This window comes from Providencia sp. PROV073 (assembly GCF_033688125.1).
Lineage (GTDB): Bacteria > Pseudomonadota > Gammaproteobacteria > Enterobacterales > Enterobacteriaceae > Providencia > Providencia hangzhouensis.
On sequence record NZ_CP096353.1, the window covers coordinates 3296820 to 3320195 of the forward strand.

Consider the following 23376-nt stretch of genomic DNA (forward strand, 5'->3'; position numbering starts at 1 on the left):
GATTATGAATATGATCCGTTCGTCGATTATCATGTTACTAGTACTCACCATTTTTACCGGTATTGCTTACCCATTAGTGGTAACTGGTCTCGCTAACATCTTTTTTCCATGGCAGGCTCACGGCTCTCTACTTATGCAAGATGAACGTACTGTTGGCTCAGCCTTGATCGGGCAAAATGTGGGTGACATCCGATATTTTCACGGTCGCCCCTCTGCGACGGTTGATAGCCCCTATAACGCATTAGCTTCTGGCGGAAGTAATTTAGCGGTCAGTAACCCGTTATTACAACAAACGATGACTGAGCGTAACGAACAACTGCGCGCAGCAAACCCCGATGCAGATAACGCCACCCCAGTGGATTTACTCACGGCGTCTGCCAGCGGCTTAGACCCCAATATTTCTATTGATGCAGCGTTATACCAAGCTCCACGCGTTGCAAAGAGCAGGCAAATTCCTTTGGATGCGGTAAAATCATTGATAGAAACGCATACTGAACAGGCACTGTTACCCTTTTTAGGCGAACCGGTCATTAATGTGCTAAAACTGAACCTAGCACTTGATGAATATCAACAACAAATAAACAGTCAAACTCACTAGGGGCTGTGATGAACAATCAGGAACCTATTCGCCCTAACCCCGATGAACTCTTGGTCAAAGCCAATGAAATTGGGCGTGGCAAATTAAAGATTTTTTTCGGTGCCTGTGCAGGTGTTGGAAAAACGTATGCCATGCTGCAAGAAGCGCAAAGGCTTAGAGCCCAAGGGCTAGATGTTCTGGTTGGCGTGGTAGAAACCCATGAAAGAGAAGAAACAGCCGCGTTAATTGACGGCCTTTCTCTGTTACCACCCAGACGCATTACTCATCACGGCCGCCGCCTAAATGGCTTCGATATTGATGCTGCAATTGCTAGGCATCCTGCCATAATTTTAATGGATGAATTAGCATTTAGTAACCCTAATGGCAGCCGACACCCTAAACGTTGGCAAGATGTCGAAGAGTTACTTGATGCTGGAATTGATGTACTGACAACCATCAACGTTCAACACATTGAAAGCCTAAATGATATTGTTGGAAGCATTACAGGTATTCGAGTCCGTGAAACGGTTCCAGACCATATTTTTGATGCCGCTGACGAAGTGGTGTTAGTCGATCTTCCCCCTGACGACCTACGGCAACGTCTTAAAGAAGGTAAGGTATACATACCAGGGCAAGCCGAACGGGCCATCGAGCATTTTTTCCGCAAAGGAAATTTAATTGCACTTCGTGAACTCGCTCTTCGTCGCACTGCCGACCGAGTTGATGACCAAATGCGTGAATTTCGTGGCGGTAAAGGCCAAGCACCCGTATGGCACACTCGCGATGGGCTATTGTTATGCGTTGGCCATAATACGGGAAATGAAAAGTTAGTTCGTACCGCGGCTCGGCTTGCCGCAAAATTCGGTAGTGTCTGGCATGCTGTTTATGTTGAAACCCCTTCGCTTCATCAGCTACCGGAAACACAGCGTAGAGCTATCTTAAACGCATTGCGACTTGCTCAAGACTTAGGGGCAGAAACAGCGACCTTATCAGATCCTTCTGAAGAAAAAGCCATATTGCGTTACGCACGAGAACATAATTTAGGGAAGATATTAATTGGCCGACGTAATAAAACAAATAAATGGTTTAAGTTCAATTTACGCCCCGGTTTTGCCGATCGCCTAGGTAAGCTCGGCCCAGATCTAGACCTAGTGATCGTCGCACTTGAAGAAAAAAGTGAGTGGGACAAAGAACCCGAAAGAAAACCGTTCTCTGAAAAATGGCGATCGGATATGAATGGCTATTTAATGGCCATTGTGATGTGCGCCGCTATCACCTTATTTTCACGTACCTTTTTATTGGCCCTCGATAAAGCCAACCTCGTGACACTCTATCTATTAGGTGTCGTGTTAATCGCATTATTTTATGGCCGACGCCCCTCTGTCTTTGCCGCCTTGGTTAACGTGATCAGTTTTGACCTGTTCTTTGTTCAACCCCACTTTTCCCTTGCTATCATGGATATGCAATATTTAGTCACTTTTACGGTGATGCTAATTGTTGGGGTTGTTGTGGGGAATTTAACTGCGGGTATGCGCTACCAAGCTCGTATTGCTCGGTATCGCGAACAACGGACCCGTCATTTATATGAAATGACAAAAGAATTAGGCCAAGCCATCACCACTGATGATATTGGAAAAACAGGATATCATTTTCTCAATAATGCCTTCCAAGCCAAAAGTTGCTTGTTATTACCTGATGAGGATGGGCAATTAACACCGTTGCAATGTGATGGCTACACAGCAATGCAAATTGATAAAGCCATTGCTAAGTGGAGTTTTGATAAACGCCAGCCAGCCGGTGCTGGTACGGATACTTTGCCAAGTGTTCCTTATCAATTACAACCTATCACCACTGCCGACCAAACCCTTGCCGTTCTTGCCATTGAGCCAAGAAACATGCGCCAGTTATTGATCCCAGAGCAGCAACGCATGCTGCAAACCTTTACGGGGCTGATTGCAAGCTCGCTTGCTCGTCTACAACTGACCAAACAAGCTGAATTAGCCAAATTAAATATTGAACGTGAACAACTGAGAAACTCGTTACTTGCCGCTCTTTCCCATGATCTAAAAACGCCACTTACCGTTTTGTTCGGACAAACTGAAATTTTAATGTTGAACTTATCAGCAGAAAATTCCCCCTTAACAGAGCAAGTCAACCAAATGCGCCAACAAGTACTAAGCACCTCTCGCTTAGTTAATAATTTACTGGATATGGCTCGTTTGCAATCTGGCAGCATTCAACCCAACTTAGCGTGGGAATCACTACAAGAAATTACCAGTAGTGCCGTTAGAACCTTAGATTACACCTTACACAGTCACCCTTTAGAGATTGATATTCCAGCAGATTTATTGCTTTATTGTGATGCCAATTTGATTGAACGAGTGCTAATCAATCTCTTAGAAAATGCCGTAAAATATAGCAATAACAATACCCCGATTGGTATTCGAGCCGCAGTTGAAGGGCAAAAAATTCATATTGAAATATGGGATGCCAGCAATGCGATCCCAAACGGGCAAGAAAAAACCATTTTTGATAAATTTTCTCGGGCACAAAAAGAATCAGCAATCCCAGGCGTTGGCTTAGGGCTTGCCATTTGTCGTGCCATTATTCAATTGCATGAAGGCGAAATTTGGGCGCAAAACAATAATAAAGGTGGAGCCAGTTTCCATTTTGTTTTACCTTTAAAGCAACTGCCTGATATTGAGGCAGAGATATAGAAGGACCCTCGATATTGTGAGTACTAACCATCAAATACTGGTTATTGAAGATGAAAAAGAAATCCGTCGCTTTGTTCGTTTAGCGTTGGAGGGTGAAGGCTGGAAAGTGTTTGAAGCCGAAAATTACCACCGCGGCCTAATCGAATCGGGTACTCGGCAACCTGATTTATTGATTTTAGACCTTGGCTTGCCCGATGGTGATGGGCTTGATTTAATTCGTGACCTACGTCAGTGGAGCAGTATTCCGATTATTGTTTTATCCGCTCGCGAAGAAGAATCACAGAAAGTGGCTGCATTGGATGCAGGCGCTGATGACTACCTCACAAAACCCTTTGGGATTAGCGAATTACTGGCTCGTGTTAGGGTTGCTTTACGGCGTTTCGGCAAATCCACCCAAGAAAACTCAAAATGCCAGTTTGGCGATATCACTATCGATTTTATTAATCGAATTGTTACCAAGCAAGGTGAAGAGCTCCACCTTACCCCGATTGAGTTCCGTTTACTCAGTGAACTCGTGGCTAATAGCGGTAAAGTATTAACTCAACGGCATTTATTACTGCAAGTTTGGGGGCCTAATTATGTGGAACATAATCATTACTTACGCATCTATATGGGCCACCTACGGCAAAAATTGGAAAATGACCCTGCTCGCCCTATTCACTTATTAACCGAAACAGGGATTGGTTATCGGTTTATGCCCTAATGGATTACCATTCATTGAATTCTAGGAATCTTACCGATAGTTTAAATTAAAAGGCTGCCTATAATTTACTCACCTTTTTTCTATGGAGAGAAATTCGTGCAGTCACTCACAGCCCAACTATCAAACCGTTTTTCATCTGCTTTAGTACTTTTTTTAAGCGTTTTTGTTACCACCCAAGCACTTGCGCTAAGCCCTGAAGAAAAAGTTCGTACTGAATCATTACTAGCAGAGCTTGGTAAGCAACAGAACCTTACTTTTACTCGTAACGGAACTGAACATTCTGCTGCCGACGCAGAATCTCACTTACGTTTAAAACTACGTAAAACAGAAAAACGTCTCAAAACTACAGAACAATTTATTGATAATGTTGCCTCAAAATCGTCCATTACTGGCGAAGAGTACCAAGTCAAAGATGCACAAGGTAATGTGATCCCAGCCAATAAATATTTGCATGGTTTACTGAAAGACAAAGTGGATAACAAATCTGAGTAAATTCTGTAGGTTCTGTTGATTACTATAAAAAACGCTGGCAAATAAATGTCAGCGTTTTTTTGTTCTAATATTCGATCTAGCCCCTAAATAATTTGTACCACAGGTAGGCGGCAAATTAAGTTATCCCGTGAGCATACATAAGTATGTGACTCGGGTAACTTAATGAAGCCAATACCCCTGTGGCACAAAGAATGACAGGGACATCAAGTTAAGAGTTCTCAATCTTAGCCCAAGTATCACGCAACCCCACCGTCCGATTAAAGACTAAATGATCTGCACTACTTAGCTTATTATCCGCGCAGAAATACCCTTCACGCTCAAACTGATACGCTTTTTCTGCCTCTGCATTTTTCAGGCTTGGCTCAACAAAACCATGACGAATAATTAACGATTCAGGATTGATAACGGATAAGAAATCGTCTTCTGCACCTGGGTTTGGCACAGTGAATAAACGGTCATACAGACGAATTTCTGCAGGTAATGCATGCGCTACGCTAACCCAATGAATAACGCCTTTCACTTTACGGCCATCTGCTGGATCTTTATTTAATGTGCCTGCATCATAAGTACAGTAAATGGTTGTAATATTACCATCCGCATCTTTTTCAACACGCTCTGCTTTAATGATATATGCATTACGCAAACGAACTTCTTTGCCTAATACTAAACGCTTATATTGGCGATTTGCTTCTTCACGGAAGTCCGCACGGTCAATATAAATTTCGTTACTAAATGGCACTTGGCGCGTTCCCATCTCCGGTTTATTTGGATGGTTTGGCGCTGTTAAAATCTCTTCACCAGCAGGCATGTTTTCAATGACAACACGAACTGGGTCGATAACCGCCATAGCACGTGGTGCTGACTCATTTAGATCATCACGAATACAGGACTCTAAAGAGGCCATTTCGACGTTGTTATCTTGCTTCGTCACACCAATACGTTGGCAAAATTCACGAATAGATGCTGCGGTATAACCACGACGACGCAAACCTGAAATGGTTAACATCCGTGGGTCATCCCAACCATTTACGTGTTTTTCGGTCACTAATTGGTTCAGTTTACGCTTAGACATCACCGTATATTCCAGATTCAGACGAGAAAACTCATACTGACGAGGGTGACAGTCAATCGTGATATTATCTAAAACCCAATCATATAAACGGCGATTGTCTTGGAATTCTAAGGTACATAAAGAGTGAGTAATGCCTTCTAATGCATCAGAAATACAATGCGTGAAGTCATACATTGGATAAATACACCATTTATTGCCAGATTGGTGATGTTCCGCAAATTTAATACGATATAAAACTGGGTCGCGCATCACCATAAATGGCGAAGCCATATCGATTTTCGCACGTAAACACGCTTTTCCTTCTTCGAAGCCGCCCGCACGCATTTTTTCGAATAGTGCTAAGTTGTCTTCAATTAGGCGCTCACGGTATGGGCTATTTTTACCAGGCTCTTTGAGTGTCCCACGATATTCGCGAATTTCGTCTGGGCTGAGCTCATCAACGTAAGCTAAGCCTTTTTTGATCAACTCGATCGCGTATTGATACAAAGTATCAAAGTAGTCAGAGGAATAACGAACATCGCCGCTCCACTCAAAACCAAGCCATTTAACGTCTTCTTGAATAGAGTTAACGTATTCGACATCTTCTTTTACAGGATTTGTATCATCAAAACGTAAGTTACATTGGCCCTGATAATCCTTGGCAATGCCAAAATTCAAGCAGATTGATTTCGCATGACCAATATGTAAATAGCCATTCGGTTCAGGTGGAAAACGCGTATGCACTGACGTGTGTTTTCCAGTCGCCAGATCTTCATCTATGATCTGACGGATAAAATTTGTTGGGCGAGCATCTGCCTCATTCATTGTCATCATTCCTCAATGCCAAAAGCGCGCAAAAGCGTATAGTAATTAAATATATTCTACCATAATCAATCAGGAAACAACCGTTTGATTGCGCCAAGTGCAGCAAAAGCGATGATCAGAAGGAATTTAGGGTAAAAACCTCATCTTTACCCACCGATATACGCGATTCTAAGCCAGTATCATGACGGCTAAAACGACGAGTAACAGTAACGGATAGCTTTGGGCATGACGTTTATCGCTCAGGTAAGGCATTAATAAAGAAGCAAAACGGATCCCTAACCACGATGTCACAATTAAAATTAATGCCCCTTTGATATAGATCATCCCCAGAAACCCTGCTCCGAGATCAATGTGCTTATCAATAGCGAAATAAAAATAGGTTAATGTGCCCGTGATTGCCATTGGTAATGTCAATGGGTTCGCAAATGCGGCTGCTTGGATCATACTGGCACCACGGCGCCGCATTAGTGGAACAGTCATCACACTGCCGCCAACACCTAAAAATGCCGCCACCGCACCAATCACCACGCCAATCGGGGTATCGGCAAAAATACCGCCACGGGAGGCTTGTATACCTATAGATTCTGTTTTCATAAAACCGGGACGAATAAAGCAATCTAAAATAGTGATAATTAAATAACCAATAAATATCCAACGAATTAATGCACTATCTACGGATAGCGCCACTATTGCCCCTAGAATTCCGCCAATTGAAATAGGGATAATAAAAGGGCGAATAATTGGCCAACTCAGGTTGCCTTTAAGGTAATGAGCACGACTCGAAAGCGTCGATGAAAAGATCATCACACAGGTTGATGTTGCCACCGCAATTTGCATTGCCACACTGCCTGCATCGCTTTGCGGCCCCCACACTAAGGTAATCAAGGCATATAACAGTGGAACCGTAATAAAACCGCCACCGAAGCCGAATAGTGCGGTGGTGATCCCCGAAATAAAGCCAAATAAACACAGAAGCAGTTCCACAGATAACCCCTCTCAGTAATTGAGAAAATATTTTATCGATGAAAAAAGCCCCTTGCTTATGCAAATTTGACAACCTTGTTTGAGATTTCGCCAATGTTATTAACAAACGCAACTTTTTTAACACAGAAAATTAAAGTATTCTTTGTTCTATACTTTTAAGTTATTATTTATAATGACCTTTCACACTAGTCACAAAATAAAACTTTACTAAATCAACCAATCGCATCTTCTTCTTTTTGATTTCCTCTATGTTTTTTTAGGTATGTTTCTATTTGTTTTTCTACTTTATCATTACATTCTTTAACCCAAATACGATTATTAGGATCCTGTTGTTTACATTTATCGCCCTCATTTGATATTTTGAGTAAATCAACATAGGTATCAAAATTCTTGAGGTAATATGCATCTTGCCCCTTTGGATTATCTCTTGCTACTATTTCTAAGTAGTATTTAGCTTTATTAAAGTCCTGAGGGATCCCGCCGAGTCCATGTAAATAAATCGTCGAAAGATTTTTTCCTGCTACAAGTACCTTATTACCATGGAGGTGGTAAGCTCGTTCATAATATGAAATTGCTTCTAACATATTTTTTTTCGAGCCTTCATTACCATGCTGATGGTTTACCCCTGTAAATAACAGAGCTAACCCATTATTAGAATTAATTTCTAATACTCTCTTCAAAAAGAAATTTGCCAGTGCACACTCTTCTTTTGCAGCTTTCACATTATGTAAATGCTTAAAATCGGTGCAACCAATTCTGAAAAAAGAAAATAAGGCATAATTATCATCTTCATTATTGTTTTTTAATGCCCGATGATATAACTCAACCACTTGTTGTTGGTTTTTGGGATAAGGAACTCGCTTAGGTAGGTCTGGATCATAACGAAGTTCTGTTTCATTATATTCAATGGTATATAGACGATCCCTCACAGTTGGAATTAAAGGAGGATTTATATTTCCCCCCCAAGTTGGAGTCCCGATCATGAACGCTCCTATAACGATAAACCATGAAATCAACCTCACGAAATTTCTCCTAAATCATAAGCCGAGAGTGAAGTTATAAGTATTTCACTAATTCAGTAATATTACATATTTCTTATATTTTTGTTTTAGATAAATATTAATTTGTATAAAACAAGTAAATTAAATTATTTACTAATAATTTATAAATATAGATAATTACCATTCATCTCGATAATCGAATGAAACTTGATAATCATATTTACTAAATTCAATGTTATGTTTTATATGATTTTGAAGATTAGAAACCCAGTCAGAAACCATATCAAAACAACCATTATTAATAATATTTTCCTCAGGATTAATGGTTTCCTCTATAATGCTATCATTATCGCCTAGATCTAGAGAATACTCTTCACCAACATATTCCTCTGTTTGTTTATCAAACCAAACCAAATGAATTTTTAATCCCATTTCTTTCTCCTTATAGATACTTTTTTATAATTATTTTAGGCGCTTTAATTTTAATTATTCGCGTATTTTAGAAAAAACACCTCCCCACAAAGCTAACAATTAATTATATTTTCTTTATAAACTAAACTCAATTGATAGTGATTATCATTATTTGTTATACCCTGTATGATTATCTTTTTCTTATTTAACCACCATAAAATAAATATCCTCCGGCATAGCCGGAGGTTTTTAATATGCGCCTATAAGGCTTTGTTACCAGCCGCGCCCTAACAGGCGCATAACGGCCCTGACATTTGCATCTATGGATTACTTACGGCCCGTAAACGGGCTGCCCGGATAGGGGATCGACATTGCTCTCCCAATTTATCCTGTTCTAACTGATGTTTTATATATTCTTGTATTCGTTTCGTATTCTTTCCTACCGTATCAACATAGTACCCTCTGCACCAAAACTCTCTATTTCGATATTTAAACTTTAAATCCCCAAATTGCTCATAAAGCATTAGGCTAATTTTTCCTTTTAAATACCCCATAAAGCTCGAAACACTCATCTTGGGTGGGATTTCTAGAAGCATGTGTATATGGTCAACACAACATTCTGCCTCCACTATCCTGACATTTTTCCACTCACACAATTTCCTTAAAATACTACCTATCGCCCTACGTTTTTCACCGTAGAAAACTTGCCTTCTATACTTTGGGGCAAAAACAATGTGATATTTACAATTCCATCGTGTATGCGCTAAGCTCTTTTCGTCCCCCATTGGGACCCCCTTTTGATTTTTTGTTTGACTCTTGCAGTTGCCAGACCGCAAGGTGTTTTAACAAATCAAAAGGGGTTTTAATATCTTATTCAAAGCTGAAAGCTTTACGGAACCCCCAGCCTAGCTGGGGGTTTTCTATGCACAACAAAAGGGTGGCCTAAGCCACCCTCTTACTAACTTATAATATTAAACTGAACTATTTCAGAACATTATAAATAACCGTTTCGCCTGCTTTTACTTCACCGTCAACTAAAATCTCGACGCCAGCAAAATCATCGATATTACTAATGATGACAGGGCTAATCATTGATTTGGCATTAGCTTCAAGGAACGCGAGGTCGAGGTTCAGAATTGGTGTTCCAGCAGTCACTTCCGCACCTTCTTCCACTAAACGTGCACAACCTTCACCTTTCAGTGCAACAGTATCAATACCCATATGAACTATGAGCTCAACACCGTTTTCTGTTTCAAGGCAGAATGCGTGGTTAGTTTCGAAAATTTTCACCACCGTACCTGATGCCGGCGCTAGCACTTCGCTGCTTGTTGGTTTGATGGCAATACCATCGCCCACAATGCGGCTAGAAAACGCTTCATCTGGCACATCGTCAAGGGAGAACACTTGACCACTGACTGGCGCAACCAGAGATAAAATCACATTACCTTTTGTTTTCGCAGGCTCTGCGGCTTTTTTCTCTTCTGGTGCAGCTACCGGAGCAGCTCCTGCGATAGGGCCTTTTGCAATCACTTCAGTCATCGCTTTTGCCACCAATTCAGCACGTGTACCGACAATCACTTGCACATTTTGTTTGCTTAAGCGGATAACACCTGAAGCGCCTAAACGTTTTGTCATGGCGTCATTAACAATCGCTGAATCTTTAACGCCTAAACGTAAACGTGTAATACAGGCATCAATACTGACGATGTTGTCACTACCACCAACCGCTGCAACATATTGGCGAGCTTCTTTTTGAATATCGCTGTCACTGTTATCGGCAGGACTAATGCTTTCGTCATAACCATCAATCGTTTCATCACCTGCGCTCTCTTCACGGCCTGGTGTTAACAGGTTGAATTTACGGATCATGAAACGGAAAATGACATAATAAATGCAGAAGAAGACTAAACCTTGGACAATCAACATATACCACTGAACGGCTAATGGGTTACGTGACTGCAATAGCATATCGACTAAACCTGCGCTGAAGCCGAATCCGGAGATCCACTCCATCGTCGCTGCAATATAAACAGAGATACCCGTTAATAATGCGTGGATTACGTACAGAATTGGTGCCACGAACATGAAAGAGAATTCGAGTGGTTCAGTGATACCTGTAAAGAATGCCGCAAACGCACCGGCAATCATAATACCAGCAACTTTCGCTTTATTTTCTGGACGTGCGCAGTGGTAAATCGCTAATGCCGCGCCCGGCAGACCAAACATCATAATTGGGAAGAAACCAGCTTGGTAGCGACCTGTAATACCTACCGTTGCCAGACCTGCATCAATTGACTTAGCGCCGCCTAAGAAGTTTGGAATATCATTGATTCCTGCAACGTCAAACCAGAACACCGAATTGAGTGCGTGATGCAGACCGACAGGAATTAATAAACGGTTGAAGAAGGCGTAAATACCCGCACCCACAGAACCTAAGTCTTTAATGCTTTCACCGAAAGAGACTAAACCGTTGTAAACCACCGGCCAGACATACATCAGTATGAAGGCTAAGATGATCATTAAGAACGAGGTCAAAATCGGTACGAGACGACGGCCGCTAAAGAAAGACAACGCTTTGGGTAGCTCTACGCCACTATAACGGTTGTACAATTCAGCTGATAGAACCCCAACTAAGATACCCACGAACTGGTTATTAATTTTACCGAATGCCGCAGGAACGCTTTCCAGCGGAACATTCATGATCATGGAATAAGATGCAGGCGAACACAGTGTTGTCACCACTAAAAAGCCGACAAAACCGGTCAGTGCAGCCGCACCGTCCTTATCTTTTGACATCCCATAAGCAACACCAATAGCAAATAGCACGGACATATTATCGATAATAGCCGCACCCGATTTAATCAGTAACGCCGCGATTGCACTATTGGCTCCCCAACCATCTGGGTCAATCCAATAGCCAATCCCCATCAGGATTGCTGCGGCTGGTAGTACAGCAACTGGCACCATAAGTGCCCTACCAATCCGCTGTAAGTAGCTAAGAATATTCACAAACTCCCCCTTTATCGCCCTATTTTTGCCCCATTTACGGGATCTTATTGTTCACACACCTAAATCATAATTTAGGTTATTGAGAGTATCAATTTTATAGTCTAAATTAATTGTTTCGCGATGCAAAATAAATAGGTTCGATTTGTGATAAATGTCAACGAAAGAGTTACCGATATGACTAAATTACTAGCTATTATCGAAAACTTATTTTATGATTAAAAATAACTTATTTATGTTATTAACCTGTATATTCTCAGCGCGTTTAAAATGCAGGTGTAGCCGTTAAAACGGCACTGTGTACCAACACCAGCGCGTAATAAATTTGTAGTATAACGAGTATTCCTATATCTAATGAATAACATCAGGGATACATATATACATGAAAGATTTCACAGACTTATTAGAGGTAATTGAGACATGAGGCTAATTCCACTTAACAATGCGCATGATGTCGGCATTTGGTCCGCACAGTATATTGCTGACAAAATTAACGCATTCAACCCAACTGCTGATCGCCCTTTCGTTCTTGGGTTACCAACAGGCGGCACTCCTCTTGCCACTTATAAGGCATTGATTGCTTTATATAACGCAGGAAAAGTCAGTTTTAAGCATGTGGTAACATTTAATATGGATGAGTATATTGGTATTCCCGCTAATCATCCTCAAAGCTATCACACATTTATGCATGATAATTTCTTTAACCACATCGACATTCAAGCGCAAAATATCAATTTACTGAATGGTAATGCCCCTGATGTTGATGCGGAATGCCAACGTTATGAAGATAAAATTAAATCTTACGGCAAAATTAATTTATTTATGGGCGGCGTAGGTAACGACGGTCACATTGCTTTTAATGAACCCGGTTCTTCATTGAACTCTCGTACCCGCATTAAGACATTAACACCAGAAACGCGCCAAGCTAACTCACGTTTCTTTGATAATGATATCAATCAAGTACCAAAATTCGCTTTAACTGTGGGTGTAGCCACATTAATGGATGCTGAAGAGTTAATGGTACTCGCTACGGGTGCGAATAAAGCGAACGCAGTTCATGCAGCAGTTGAAGGTTCAATTAACCATATGTGGACAGTGAGCTGCGTGCAAATGCACCCAAAAGCACTGGTCGTTTGTGATGAACCAGCAACACTCGAATTAAAAGTTAAAACGCTTAAATATTTCAAACAGCTAGAATCTGAAATTATTGAAAAGTTTAACTAAGATTATGTTTATCAATCACCCGGTCAGCGAAGGCTGATCGGTGACCCACCTTCCAGAGGTCAGGAGTTTTAAGCCATGTATGCATTAACAAATTGCATTATTTATACAGGTCATGAAAGACTGGATAACCATGCGGTCGTCATTGATGGTGAAATCATCAAAGATGTTTGTCCTGTCTCTGAATTACCTTCCCATATTCCACAGCATGACCTACAAGGTGCAATCTTATCCGCTGGGTTTATTGACCTGCAAGTCAACGGCTGTGGTGGTGTCCAATTCAATGATAATAAAGAAAATGTCACATTGAAGAATTTGGATATCATGCAAAAAGCCAATGAGCGTACAGGGTGTACCAGTTACCTGCCAACGCTGATTACTTGCTCTGACGAATTAATGAAGCATGGTATTGAGGTCATGACAGAGTACTTAAAAGACCACAAGAACCAAGCTCTAGGACTTCATTTAGAAGGCCCATATATTAATGTTATCAAAAAAGGTACGCATAACCCTGAATTTATCCGCCAACCATCCGCTCAGATGATTGATTATTTAGCCGCTCATGCAGACGCTATCACTAAAATTACTTTAGCGCCTGAAATGGTAGAACTTGATTACATTCACCAATTGAAAGATTCCGGCATTGTTATTTCTGCTGGACATTCAAATGCGACGTATGAAGAAGCCAAACTGGGTTTTAAAGCCGGAATTCGCTTTTCAACGCACCTTTTTAACGCCATGCCATATATTTCAGGCCGTGGCCCAGGTTTAGTTGGCGCTATTTATGACACTCCTGAAGTATATGCGGGAATTATCGCTGATGGCTTGCATGTCCAGTGGGCAAACATTCGTAATAGCAAACACTTAAAAGGTGATAAATTAATTTTAGTGACTGATGCCACAGCGCCCGCAGGAATAGATCCTCAAACTGGTGAAATGGATCATTTTATCTTCGCAGGTAAAACCATATACTACCGCGATGGATTATGTGTAGATGAAAATGGCACACTCAGCGGCTCATCACTCACAATGATAGAAGCAGTGAGAAACAGTGTAGAGTACGTGGGTATCCCATTAGATGAAACACTGAGAATGGCAACGCTCTACCCCGCAAGAGCCATCGGAGTTGATGAGACCTTAGGGTCTATTGCTCCGGGTAAAATTGCGAATTTAACCGCGTTTAACCACGACTTCGACGTCCTTGCAACCTATGTTAACGGAGCCGAAGTCTACAAAAAATGAGTAACTAGCTAATGAATCAAAGCCACTCGCTGAAGCAAATTGGTAATATTGATCTCGTCAAACAACTAAATAGCGCTGTCGTCTATAGTTTAATTGACCAACATGGCCCGATATCAAGAATTCAAATCGCGGAGCAAAGCCAACTTGCCCCAGCCAGTGTGACTAAAATCACTCGCCAGTTACTCGAACGTGGTTTAATTAAAGAAGTTGACCAACAGGCCTCCACTGGGGGCCGTCGTGCTATATCTATTGTTTCTGAGCACAAAAATTTTCATACGATTGGCGTCCGCTTAGGCCGCTATGATGCCACCATCGCCTTATACGACTTAGGTGGCAAAATGATCGTCGATGCTCATTACCCTATCACAGAGCCTTCTCAGCAAGCCGTAGAACAAAAACTGATTGCTGCCCTTGAAGACTTTATCGAACACAATCAGAAACGCTTAAAAGAGTTGATCGCGATTTCTATTATTCTCCCTGGGTTAGTTAACCCAAACAGTGGTATTGTTTACTACATGCCGCATATCAAGGTCGATAATTGGCATCTCATCGACAACTTGCAAGCACACTTTAAAATTACCTGTTACGCAGGGCACGATATTCGCAGCCTAGCCCTCGCTGAGAGCTATTTTGGTGCAACTCGTGATTGCGAAGACTCACTGCTCGTTCGTATCCACAGAGGCGCAGGGGCAGGCTTAGTCATCAATAAAGAGATATTGCTCAACCACCGAGGTAACCTCGGAGAAATCGGCCATATCCAAGTTGACCCCCTTGGCGAACTTTGCCACTGTGGTAATTTTGGTTGTTTAGAAACCATTGCCTCAAACCAAGCGATTGAAGCCCGCGTAAAACAGCGTTTAGAACAAGGCTATTCAAGTTCCCTTACATTGGAAATTTGTACGATTTCCCATATTTGCCAAGCCGCTAATAAGGGAGACCCACTTGCTACGGAAGTTATCCAACACGTTGGTCGGCAAATCGGTAAAGCGATTGCAATCTCTATAAACTTATTTAACCCTGAAAAAGTCGTTATTGCAGGGGATATCACGGAAGCAGAACAAATTCTGATACCCGCGATTCAAAGCTGTATTGACACACAAGCCTTAAAAGGATTTAGGGACAATCTCCCCATTGTTACATCGCAGTTGGTTCATAATTCGGCAATAGGCGCTTTCGCACTCACTAAACGTGCGATGCTTAATGGTGAATTATTACAAAAATTGTTTGAAAGCTAATTTTTGGAGTTATTTTCTTTAAAGCAGGTTGAGATACCTGCTTTTTTATTAGCTATAAACTGAATTCTTCGTTTCATGAGTCATTTTTAAAACACTTCACACTCTTTCAGCTATCCTCCTCTTACAAATTCTTGGACTCTTTCGATGTTTTATTTCGCTTCATCACCAAATTACATTTATCTAGCAGGTAAGACAAAAGTGATTTTTTTCAAATATGGGCTTGTTTTTTGCTGGCTTTATCGACAAAATGATTATTCATCAAACAAACAGACACATTTTCTGAAAAATAGTGCAAAAAGCTGTTGACTGTCGTGTCTGTAATTAGCATAATGCGCCCCGCAACGCCGACGAAGGTTATGCAAAAAAAGATGGCTATGTAGCTCAGCTGGTTAGAGCACAACACTCATAATGTTGGGGTCACAGGTTCGAATCCCGTCATAGCCACCATTATTTTGCGGGAGTGGCGAAATTGGTAGACGCACCAGATTTAGGTTCTGGCGCCGCAAGGTGTGCAAGTTCAAGTCTTGTCTCCCGCACCATTTTCCTTCTCGGTAGCATTGAATTTAAGATTGGGGTATCGCCAAGCGGTAAGGCACCAGGTTTTGATCCTGGCATTCCCAGGTTCGAATCCTGGTACCCCAGCCATCTTAAAACAATCAATAGTAGAATTCCCGGATGGGGTATCGCCAAGCGGTAAGGCACCAGGTTTTGATCCTGGCATTCCCAGGTTCGAATCCTGGTACCCCAGCCATCTACTATCCTACCTATAGTTGCACAATTCATTTTAAAGAAATCATATATGGCTATGTAGCTCAGTTGGTTAGAGCACAACACTCATAATGTTGGGGTCACAGGTTCGAATCCCGTCGTAGCTACCATTTCTTTTGTTGGGGTATCGCCAAGCGGTAAGGCACCAGGTTTTGATCCTGGCATTCCCAGGTTCGAATCCTGGTACCCCAGCCATTCTCTTTTCAACATCGCTTAAATTAACTCCCTGCTCTATCTTACTATGCTTAGCCAGTCTTAATTTTACTTATCGATTTTATTGATAAATTAAATAAAAAATAACAAATTAGCAGATAACTCCATTTTTTAAGCAGTAAAGTATCCCTCTCTACTGTTTTCTATATTTACATCCCTATTTTTAGTTTAAATGATTACTTTTTGGTCATTTGCTTATTTATTTAATCCTAATATTACCGATTAACCAATAGCTTAATCGTTTAAAGTGATGTTAAAGCAACATTTACCTCATAAAATTTACGTTTGCATAACTTTTCTATCAAATGTGTGACTTCAATCATTTCTATATAACCATCGAAAGTGGTAATCTGCGCTCGAATTGTAGTTAGGTATGATTATTACCAGTTAAATTATTATCAACCTCTGGTACTAATAAACTCAGTCCCTTCTTCCATTCCAACTAAATTAGTTCTCAGAAACTCTAATAAAAGTTTTAAACCTAATAATTATAAATTGCCAAACGCAACATTTTTACAGAGAAAATTTATGCGAAACATGATAAAGCAACCCATATATAAGATCTTATATGTTCAGGTGATCGTAGCCATCGTTCTGGGTATAGCACTTGGCCACTTTTTTCCCGACATTGGAGAGTCATTAAAACCGCTTGGTGATGCATTCATCAAAATCGTTAAAATGATTATCGCGCCAGTTATCTTCTTAACGGTTGTCACTGGTATTTCAGGCATGTCAAACATGAAGGCAGTGGGCAGTGTCGCAGGTAAAGCGATGTTGTACTTCATCACTTTTTCAACCATTGCATTAATTATTGGTCTTATTATTGCCAATATCATTCGCCCAGGCTCTGGCCTGAATATTGACCCTGCAACCTTAGACAGCACTAAAGTTGCTACTTACGTTGAAAAAGCCCACGAGTCTTCAATTGTTGGCTTTTTGATGAATATCATCCCCGATACCGTCATTAGTCCATTAGTAAATGGAAATATTCTGCAAGTTCTATTTATTGCGGTTATTTTTGGGTTAGCGCTAGCTGCAACGGGTAAACACGGCGAGCCTATCGTTAAGTTACTGCAAAACTTTTCTGAACCTGTGTTCAAAATGGTTGCGATGCTCATGAAACTCGCGCCTATTGGGGCATTTGGGGCAATGGCCTTTACCATTGGTAAGTATGGGATTTCATCTATTGGCAACTTAATGATGCTGATAATGACTTTCTACATTACATCCGTTCTATTTGTGTTGTTAGTGTTAGGAGCAGTTGCTAAGTACAACGGTTTCTCCATCATTGCGCTAATTAAATATATCAAAGACGAGCTCTGGTTAGTTTTAGGTACCTCTTCTTCCGAAGCCGCACTGCCAAGCTTAATGCGCAAAATGGAGCATGCAGGGTGTGAAAAATCAGTTGTCGGGTTAGTTATCCCAACAGGTTATTCATTCAATCTTGATGGTACGAATATTTATATGACCATGGCTGCATTATTCATTGCTCAAGCTACCAATATTGAATTGACGATTTGGGAGCAAATTTCGCTGTTGCTCGTTGCAATGATTAGCTCTAAAGGTGCTGCTGGCGTTACTGGTGCGGGTTTCATTACATTAGCGGCAACCTTAATGGTTGTTCCAAGTATTCCTGTTGCAGGTATGGCCTTAATCCTTGGTATTGACCGCTTTATGTCTGAATGCCGTGCTTTAACTAACTTAGTGGGTAACGCGTGTGCGTGTATCGTTGTTGCACGTTGGGAAAAAGAACTGGATACCGAAAAACTGGCTCATGCGTTTTCAGCAAAAAATGAAACATTGGATTCTGTGATTACTGAAGATGACAGCATCAATACAGACACAAGTAATATTCAACCGGTTGATTTAGCTAATAATAAATAGCACTAACTTCTTCACTTAATAATAAATAGGCCGCTAATTAGCAGCCTATTTATTATATTCAAGATAATTTCTATAAACCTAACGCATACTTCAACGCCAGCTTTTTCGCTTCTCCAGCACGCTGTGCCGCCATCAACCCAAGATTCCTAAATATTTTTAATCCTGGTAAGTTTTCACTAAATGCCATGTAAAAAACATCCATCCCAGCTTGCATAATTAAATTATCAGGCAAACGACGTCGTTGGTAACGTTTCAATACATCAAGGGAACTCCAAGGTTGTATATATTCACGCGCGTAAATTACTTCTTTCAAAAGAGCATCAACATCTCGATAGCCTAAATTCACACCCTGCCCCGCTAATGGGTTGATAGTATGGGCTGCATCGCCAATCAATGCTAACCCATCCATCACATAGCGGCTTGCATGATGACGAGTCAGTGGAAATGCCCCTGACGCAATTGCGATAACAGGCCCTAAACGTTCAGGAAAGGCTTCGGATATTGCTCCCGTCAATTGTTCCATTGACATACCTTGTAAACGTCTAATCTTTGCGGGACTGTCATACCAGACTAATGAGGCCCAATTATCATACAGAGGTAAAAATGCCCTTGGCCCTGATGGAAAAAACTGCTGCCATGTTTTATCTTGCTGAGGTTGCTGTGTTTGAATGCTAATCAACATACATGACTGGCGATATTGCCAGCCGCGGCTACCAATTCCTGCCATTGTACGGACTTGCGAATTAGCGCCATCGGCTCCGACCACAAGCTTAGCTTGTAAAGTACGGCCATCATCTAATGCTAACATCCATTCTTTTTGCTGCTTAGGTTGGTATAAATTGATGAGTTTCGCCGGGCAAACAAGGTCTAGATTGCTGTATTTTTCACATTCTTGCCATAACGCAAGCTGTAGTACTCTGTTTTCTACCATAAACCCAAGTTCAGGTAGCCCAAGGCTTTTAGCATCAAAAATCACATTGCTATCTGGTTCTTCCCATGTTTCTAACTGGCGATATGGGGCACTTCGCATTGCCTTAACATGTTGCCAAGCCCCTAATTGCTCCAACAATTCAACAGAAGCGCGGCTAATCGCAGAAATACGAACATCAGGGGCACTTTGTGGGTCAAAGGCCACAGGTTGTGCTTTTTCAAGCAAAGCAACTCGCATGCCTTCTTGAGCAAAGCCCAATGCTGCTGCCGCGCCAGTCATACCCGCACCAACGACGACAACATCATAAGATTCGATTAATTTATTCATACGTTCGCTACTATTTACTGTTTAATAAAGGTTACTGTTTAATAAAGGTTACTGTTTAATAAAGGTTATTGTTTGATAACAGTGACCACGTTGATAAAGGTATTGTACCGAAAAATGAGGGTTCTCACAGGAAATATAGGCATTGAAGTCTTAGAGGTCATTCATTCCTCCACCTTAATAACCTTACAAATAGTATATTTTGCTGAAAACACTTTGATTTGCACAAAAAACAACCACAATTTTACAACATCCTCTGGTCACTGATGCCGCAAATGAATACAATACGTGCTAATTTTAAAACAATAGGCAAATTGCCTGCCCTTAGATTTCGTGTAGTGATATCATTTTAATTATCTTTGCATTTATCCCATCATACAATGATGTCCTTAATCAAAATGCATGCGAGTTCCCAAAAATATAAAGGGTAGGACTTTGGATTTACAACGCGTTTCGGAGTCCATTACACTAGCCGCTTCGAAAACACCGGATATACGACATGTCGACGAATAAAAAGCTATATATTAAAACTTGGGGTTGCCAAATGAATGAGTATGACTCATCCAAAATGGTTTCTTTATTAGAAAATACCCATGGTTATCAACTCACTGAAGTTGCAGAAGAAGCAGACTTATTACTGCTTAATACCTGTTCCATTCGTGAAAAAGCACAAGAAAAAGTCTTCCATCAGCTTGGTCGTTGGAAGTTTTTTAAAGATAAAAACCCTGACATCATCATTGGTGTAGGCGGCTGTGTTGCTTCGCAAGAAGGGGATTTTATTCGCCAACGTGCGCCAAGCGTTGACATCGTTTTCGGCCCGCAAACTTTGCACCGTTTGCCTGAAATGATTAATCAAGTTCAAGGTACGCGTAGCCCTGTTATCGATATCAGTTTCCCTGAAATTGAAAAATTTGACCGCTTACCAGAACCTCGCGCTGAAGGCCCGACCGCATTTGTTTCCATTATGGAAGGCTGTAACAAGTATTGCACTTTCTGCGTAGTGCCTTATACCCGTGGTGAAGAGGTTAGCCGCCCTTGTGATGATATTCTTTTTGAAATCGCACAGTTAGCCGCACAAGGTGTACGTGAAGTTAACTTACTGGGCCAAAACGTGAATGCATACCGTGGTGAAACCTTTGATGGTGAAATTTGCTCATTTGCAGAATTACTGCGTTTAGTCGCAGCGATTGATGGCATCGACCGTGTCCGCTTTACCACTAGCCACCCAATTGAATTTACTGATGATATCATCGAAGTTTACCGCGATACCCCTGAATTAGTTAGCTTCTTGCATCTACCCGTGCAAAGTGGCTCAGACCGCGTTCTAACGATGATGAAACGCGCTCATACCGCACTTGAATATAAAGCCATTATTCGCAAACTGCGTGAAGCACGCCCTGGTATTCTAATCAGTTCAGACTTTATTGTGGGCTTCCCCGGTGAAACAACCGATGACTTCGAAAAAACCATGAAACTGATTGCAGACGTGAACTTTGATATGAGCTACAGCTTTGTCTATTCCGCGCGTCCAGGCACCCCAGCTGCGGATTTACCTGACGATGTAACTGAAGATGAGAAAAAACAGCGTCTATACTTACTGCAACAGCGTATTAATCAGCAGGCATTAAGCTTCAGCCGCCAAATGGTGGGAACCGTTCAACGTATCTTAGTTGAAGGAACATCGCGTAAAAACGTCATGGAGCTGTCTGGACGTACTGAAAATAACCGTGTTGTGAACTTTGAAGGTACACCGGATATGATCGGTAAATTTGTGGATGTCGAAATTGTGGATGTTTATACCAACTCATTGCGCGGTAAAGTCATTCGTACAGAAGATCAAATGGGTCTTCGCGTTCATGAATCACCAGAGTCTGTTATTGCACGTACTCGTAAAGAAGATGAGCTAGGTGTTGGCAGCTTTCAACCCTAAGCCACAACCATAGGATATTCAGTGACCGAGACAAAAAATTTGCAAATCGCAACACAAGAAATCTTTCTAGAACCCGCAGATAACCAGCGTTTAATGAGCCTCTGCGGGCCATTTGACGATAATATCAAGCAGCTAGAACGCCGCCTTGCTATCGAAATTAATCGCCGCGATAACCGTTTTAAGTTATCGGGTAAGCCGCTGAATGTTAAAGCGGCGAGCAAAATTTTACGTCAACTGTATGTCGATACCGCGCCTGTGCGCGGTGTTATCCCTGATATCGACCCTGAAAATATTCACTTAGCCATTCTGGATAGCCGTGTTTTAGAGCAATCTGCCGATAGCGTTCCTGACTACGGTAAAGCGGTGAATATTAAGACTAAACGTGGTGTGATCAAACCACGCACTCCAAATCAAGCGCAATATATCGCCAATATTTTAGACCATGATATTACATTTGGCATTGGCCCTGCAGGAACTGGGAAAACCTATTTAGCGGTAGCCGCGGCGGTAGATGCGTTAGAGCGCCAAGAGGTTCGCCGTATTTTGCTAACCCGTCCTGCGGTTGAAGCAGGTGAGAAACTTGGTTTTTTACCTGGGGATCTCAGCCAAAAAGTCGACCCTTATCTACGCCCACTTTATGATGCGCTATTCGAAATGTTAGGCTTTGAAAAAGTTGAAAAGCTGATTGAGCGTAATGTTATCGAAGTCGCACCGCTGGCCTATATGCGTGGCCGTACCTTGAATGATGCTTTTATTATTTTAGATGAGAGCCAAAACACCACCATCGAACAGATGAAGATGTTTTTAACTCGTATTGGTTTTAATTCCAAAGCGGTTGTGACGGGTGATATTACTCAGGTTGACTTACCTCGCGGGAGTAAATCAGGGTTACGTCATGCCATTGAAGTGCTTTCCGAAGTCGATGATTTAAGCTTCAATTTCTTCCACAGTGAAGACGTAGTTCGCCATCCAGTCGTTGCAAAAGTTGTCATGGCTTATGAGGCTTGGGAAGAACAAGACAATAAACGTCGCCAGCAGTTACGTGAAGAAAAAGAACAACAAAAGCAATTTGAAAAGCAGGAAAATCTATAAATGAGTGACATTATTCTCGATTTACAAATTGCGTGTGAAAACCCTAATGGCTTGCCTTCGGAAGCCGAGTTTCAGCGTTGGTTAGCGGCTGTTTTGCCTAAATTTCAAGCACTAAGTGAAGTCACTATTCGGGTAGTTGATGAACAGGAAAGCCATCACTTAAATTTAACCTATCGCGGCAAAGACAAACCGACTAACGTGTTGTCATTCCCCTTTGAGGCTCCACCAGAAATTGAACTGCCTTTGCTTGGTGATTTAATTATTTGCCGCCAAGTCGTTGAGCAAGAAGCTATTGACCAACAAAAAACAGCAGAAGAGCACTGGGCTCATATGGTCGTTCATGGTTGCCTTCATCTTTTAGGCTATGATCATATTGAAGATGATGAAGCGGAAGAAATGGAAGGTTTAGAAACTGAAATTCTGGCTGAGTTGGGCTATGAAGACCCATATCTTGCAGAAAAAGAGTGACCTAACTATAATTTTTTGAGATATCTTTCTCAAAGAAAGCATTACTTTACAAAAAATTGACGGTTATTTTGCAGATAAACCGTCAATTTTGTGCTAAAAAAGAATGTAGTAAACTGTTTTTATTAACTAACCTAAGCTCCAAATACTTTGACTTGGGCTACTTTTGGTACCAAGTGCAGCCAACAACGCTGCGGTTCGAGATACGACGAGTGAATACTCTAAATAATTCGAATTGCAGCCAACAACGCTGCGGTTCGAGATACGACGAGTAAATACTCTAAATAATTCGAATTGCAGCTAG

The 23376-nt window shown here is 41.4% G+C and carries 17 protein-coding genes, 6 tRNA genes and 1 pseudogene; 17 read left to right on the top strand and 7 right to left on the bottom strand.

Annotation, left to right across the window (positions count from 1 at the left end; translation table 11 throughout):
* The first annotated feature begins 4 nt into the window (after positions 1-4).
* The 4 genes from kdpC (at position 5) to M1F17_RS15020 (ending at position 4489) form a co-directional block, all read left to right on the top strand.
* Positions 5-598, top strand: coding sequence for a potassium-transporting ATPase subunit KdpC (gene kdpC, locus M1F17_RS15005; RefSeq protein WP_180312088.1), 594 nt, complete (start codon positions 5-7; stop codon positions 596-598).
* 8 nt (positions 599-606) lie between these two features.
* Complete coding sequence (gene kdpD, locus M1F17_RS15010) at positions 607-3294, top strand: two-component system sensor histidine kinase KdpD (protein WP_180312089.1); 2688 nt, start codon at positions 607-609, stop codon at positions 3292-3294.
* 16 nt (positions 3295-3310) lie between these two features.
* Positions 3311-3997, top strand: coding sequence for a two-component system response regulator KdpE (gene kdpE / locus M1F17_RS15015; RefSeq protein WP_080544454.1), 687 nt, complete (start codon positions 3311-3313; stop codon positions 3995-3997).
* A gap of 96 nt (positions 3998-4093) precedes the next feature.
* Entirely contained in the window at positions 4094-4489 is a 396-nt protein-coding gene (locus tag M1F17_RS15020; protein WP_004256937.1) for a DUF5329 family protein, read from the top strand.
* 208 nt (positions 4490-4697) lie between these two features.
* Here M1F17_RS15020 and glnS read toward each other — a convergent pair whose 3' ends face one another.
* The 6 genes and pseudogenes from glnS to nagE form a co-directional block, all read right to left on the bottom strand.
* Positions 4698-6365: a glutamine--tRNA ligase gene (glnS, locus tag M1F17_RS15025; RefSeq protein WP_144140804.1), complete on the bottom strand. Its 1668-nt coding sequence runs from the start codon at positions 6363-6365 to the stop codon at positions 4698-4700.
* 168 nt (positions 6366-6533) lie between these two features.
* Positions 6534-7349: a sulfite exporter TauE/SafE family protein gene (locus tag M1F17_RS15030; protein ID WP_004256943.1), complete on the bottom strand. Its 816-nt coding sequence runs from the start codon at positions 7347-7349 to the stop codon at positions 6534-6536.
* Positions 7350-7561: 212 nt separating this feature from the next.
* Entirely contained in the window at positions 7562-8332 is a 771-nt protein-coding gene (locus M1F17_RS15035) for a sel1 repeat family protein (RefSeq protein WP_272674162.1), read from the bottom strand.
* Between the two features lie 195 nt (positions 8333-8527).
* The gene (locus tag M1F17_RS15040) at positions 8528-8782 is read right to left on the bottom strand and encodes a colicin E3-like toxin immunity protein (RefSeq protein ID WP_004256948.1); all 255 of its coding nucleotides are present in this window, start codon (positions 8780-8782) and stop codon (positions 8528-8530) included.
* A 306-nt stretch (positions 8783-9088) separates the two neighbouring features.
* Positions 9089-9546 (bottom strand): annotated as a pseudogene (gene tnpA / locus M1F17_RS15045) (IS200/IS605 family transposase).
* A 196-nt stretch (positions 9547-9742) separates the two neighbouring features.
* On the bottom strand, positions 9743-11770 hold the full coding sequence (nagE, locus tag M1F17_RS15050) for an N-acetylglucosamine-specific PTS transporter subunit IIBC (RefSeq protein ID WP_206277891.1): 2028 nt from the start codon (positions 11768-11770) through the stop codon (positions 9743-9745).
* Between the two features lie 417 nt (positions 11771-12187).
* On the opposite strand from nagE, the gene nagB reads away from it, so the two are divergent.
* The 10 genes from nagB (at position 12188) to M1F17_RS15100 (ending at position 18330) form a co-directional block, all read left to right on the top strand.
* Positions 12188-12991, top strand: coding sequence for a glucosamine-6-phosphate deaminase (gene nagB / locus M1F17_RS15055; RefSeq protein WP_004256954.1), 804 nt, complete (start codon positions 12188-12190; stop codon positions 12989-12991).
* A gap of 75 nt (positions 12992-13066) precedes the next feature.
* The gene (gene nagA / locus M1F17_RS15060; protein ID WP_004256957.1) at positions 13067-14230 is read left to right on the top strand and encodes an N-acetylglucosamine-6-phosphate deacetylase; all 1164 of its coding nucleotides are present in this window, start codon (positions 13067-13069) and stop codon (positions 14228-14230) included.
* Between the two features lie 11 nt (positions 14231-14241).
* Complete coding sequence (nagC, locus tag M1F17_RS15065) at positions 14242-15465, top strand: DNA-binding transcriptional regulator NagC (protein ID WP_094961813.1); 1224 nt, start codon at positions 14242-14244, stop codon at positions 15463-15465.
* A 370-nt stretch (positions 15466-15835) separates the two neighbouring features.
* Positions 15836-15912: transfer RNA gene (locus M1F17_RS15070), tRNA-Met, on the top strand.
* Positions 15913-15919: 7 nt separating this feature from the next.
* Positions 15920-16004 (top strand) — tRNA-Leu (locus tag M1F17_RS15075).
* 31 nt (positions 16005-16035) lie between these two features.
* Positions 16036-16110 (top strand) — tRNA-Gln (locus M1F17_RS15080).
* 31 nt (positions 16111-16141) lie between these two features.
* Positions 16142-16216: transfer RNA gene (locus M1F17_RS15085), tRNA-Gln, on the top strand.
* Between the two features lie 50 nt (positions 16217-16266).
* Positions 16267-16343, top strand: a tRNA-Met gene (locus tag M1F17_RS15090).
* A 10-nt stretch (positions 16344-16353) separates the two neighbouring features.
* Positions 16354-16428: transfer RNA gene (locus tag M1F17_RS15095), tRNA-Gln, on the top strand.
* 546 nt (positions 16429-16974) lie between these two features.
* Entirely contained in the window at positions 16975-18330 is a 1356-nt protein-coding gene (locus tag M1F17_RS15100) for a dicarboxylate/amino acid:cation symporter (RefSeq protein WP_036957950.1), read from the top strand.
* A 70-nt stretch (positions 18331-18400) separates the two neighbouring features.
* Here M1F17_RS15100 and ubiF read toward each other — a convergent pair whose 3' ends face one another.
* Entirely contained in the window at positions 18401-19588 is a 1188-nt protein-coding gene (gene ubiF / locus M1F17_RS15105; protein ID WP_206277451.1) for a 3-demethoxyubiquinol 3-hydroxylase, read from the bottom strand.
* A 496-nt stretch (positions 19589-20084) separates the two neighbouring features.
* Between ubiF and miaB the strand changes: the two genes are divergently transcribed.
* Genes miaB through ybeY form a run of 3 tightly spaced genes read left to right on the top strand, consistent with a single transcriptional unit; the run spans position 20085 to position 23075 of the window.
* On the top strand, positions 20085-21515 hold the full coding sequence (gene miaB, locus M1F17_RS15110; RefSeq protein ID WP_094961811.1) for a tRNA (N6-isopentenyl adenosine(37)-C2)-methylthiotransferase MiaB: 1431 nt from the start codon (positions 20085-20087) through the stop codon (positions 21513-21515).
* A 39-nt stretch (positions 21516-21554) separates the two neighbouring features.
* Positions 21555-22607 carry a PhoH family protein gene (locus M1F17_RS15115; RefSeq protein WP_318837434.1) on the top strand — a complete coding sequence of 351 codons (1053 nt, stop codon included), beginning with the start codon at positions 21555-21557 and terminating at the stop codon, positions 22605-22607.
* Positions 22608-23075 carry an rRNA maturation RNase YbeY gene (gene ybeY, locus M1F17_RS15120; RefSeq protein ID WP_004256989.1) on the top strand — a complete coding sequence of 156 codons (468 nt, stop codon included), beginning with the start codon at positions 22608-22610 and terminating at the stop codon, positions 23073-23075.
* The last annotated feature ends 301 nt before the right edge of the window (positions 23076-23376 follow it).

Excerpts from the sequence above, each read along its gene's own strand:
- kdpC (WP_180312088.1), top strand. The coding sequence starts at position 5 with ATGAATATGATCCGTTCGTCGATTATCATGTTACTAGTACTCACCATT.
- kdpD (WP_180312089.1), top strand. The coding sequence starts at position 607 with ATGAACAATCAGGAACCTATTCGCCCTAACCCCGATGAACTCTTGGTC.
- glnS (WP_144140804.1), bottom strand. The coding sequence starts at position 6,365 with ATGAATGAGGCAGATGCTCGCCCAACAAATTTTATCCGTCAGATCATA.
- M1F17_RS15035 (WP_272674162.1), bottom strand. The coding sequence starts at position 8,332 with ATGATCGGGACTCCAACTTGGGGGGGAAATATAAATCCTCCTTTAATT.
- M1F17_RS15040 (WP_004256948.1), bottom strand. The coding sequence starts at position 8,782 with ATGGGATTAAAAATTCATTTGGTTTGGTTTGATAAACAAACAGAGGAA.
- nagB (WP_004256954.1), top strand. The coding sequence starts at position 12,188 with ATGAGGCTAATTCCACTTAACAATGCGCATGATGTCGGCATTTGGTCC.
- nagA (WP_004256957.1), top strand. The coding sequence starts at position 13,067 with ATGTATGCATTAACAAATTGCATTATTTATACAGGTCATGAAAGACTG.
- nagC (WP_094961813.1), top strand. The coding sequence starts at position 14,242 with ATGAATCAAAGCCACTCGCTGAAGCAAATTGGTAATATTGATCTCGTC.
- M1F17_RS15100 (WP_036957950.1), top strand. The coding sequence starts at position 16,975 with ATGCGAAACATGATAAAGCAACCCATATATAAGATCTTATATGTTCAG.
- ubiF (WP_206277451.1), bottom strand. The coding sequence starts at position 19,588 with ATGAATAAATTAATCGAATCTTATGATGTTGTCGTCGTTGGTGCGGGT.
- miaB (WP_094961811.1), top strand. The coding sequence starts at position 20,085 with ATGTCGACGAATAAAAAGCTATATATTAAAACTTGGGGTTGCCAAATG.
- ybeY (WP_004256989.1), top strand. The coding sequence starts at position 22,608 with ATGAGTGACATTATTCTCGATTTACAAATTGCGTGTGAAAACCCTAAT.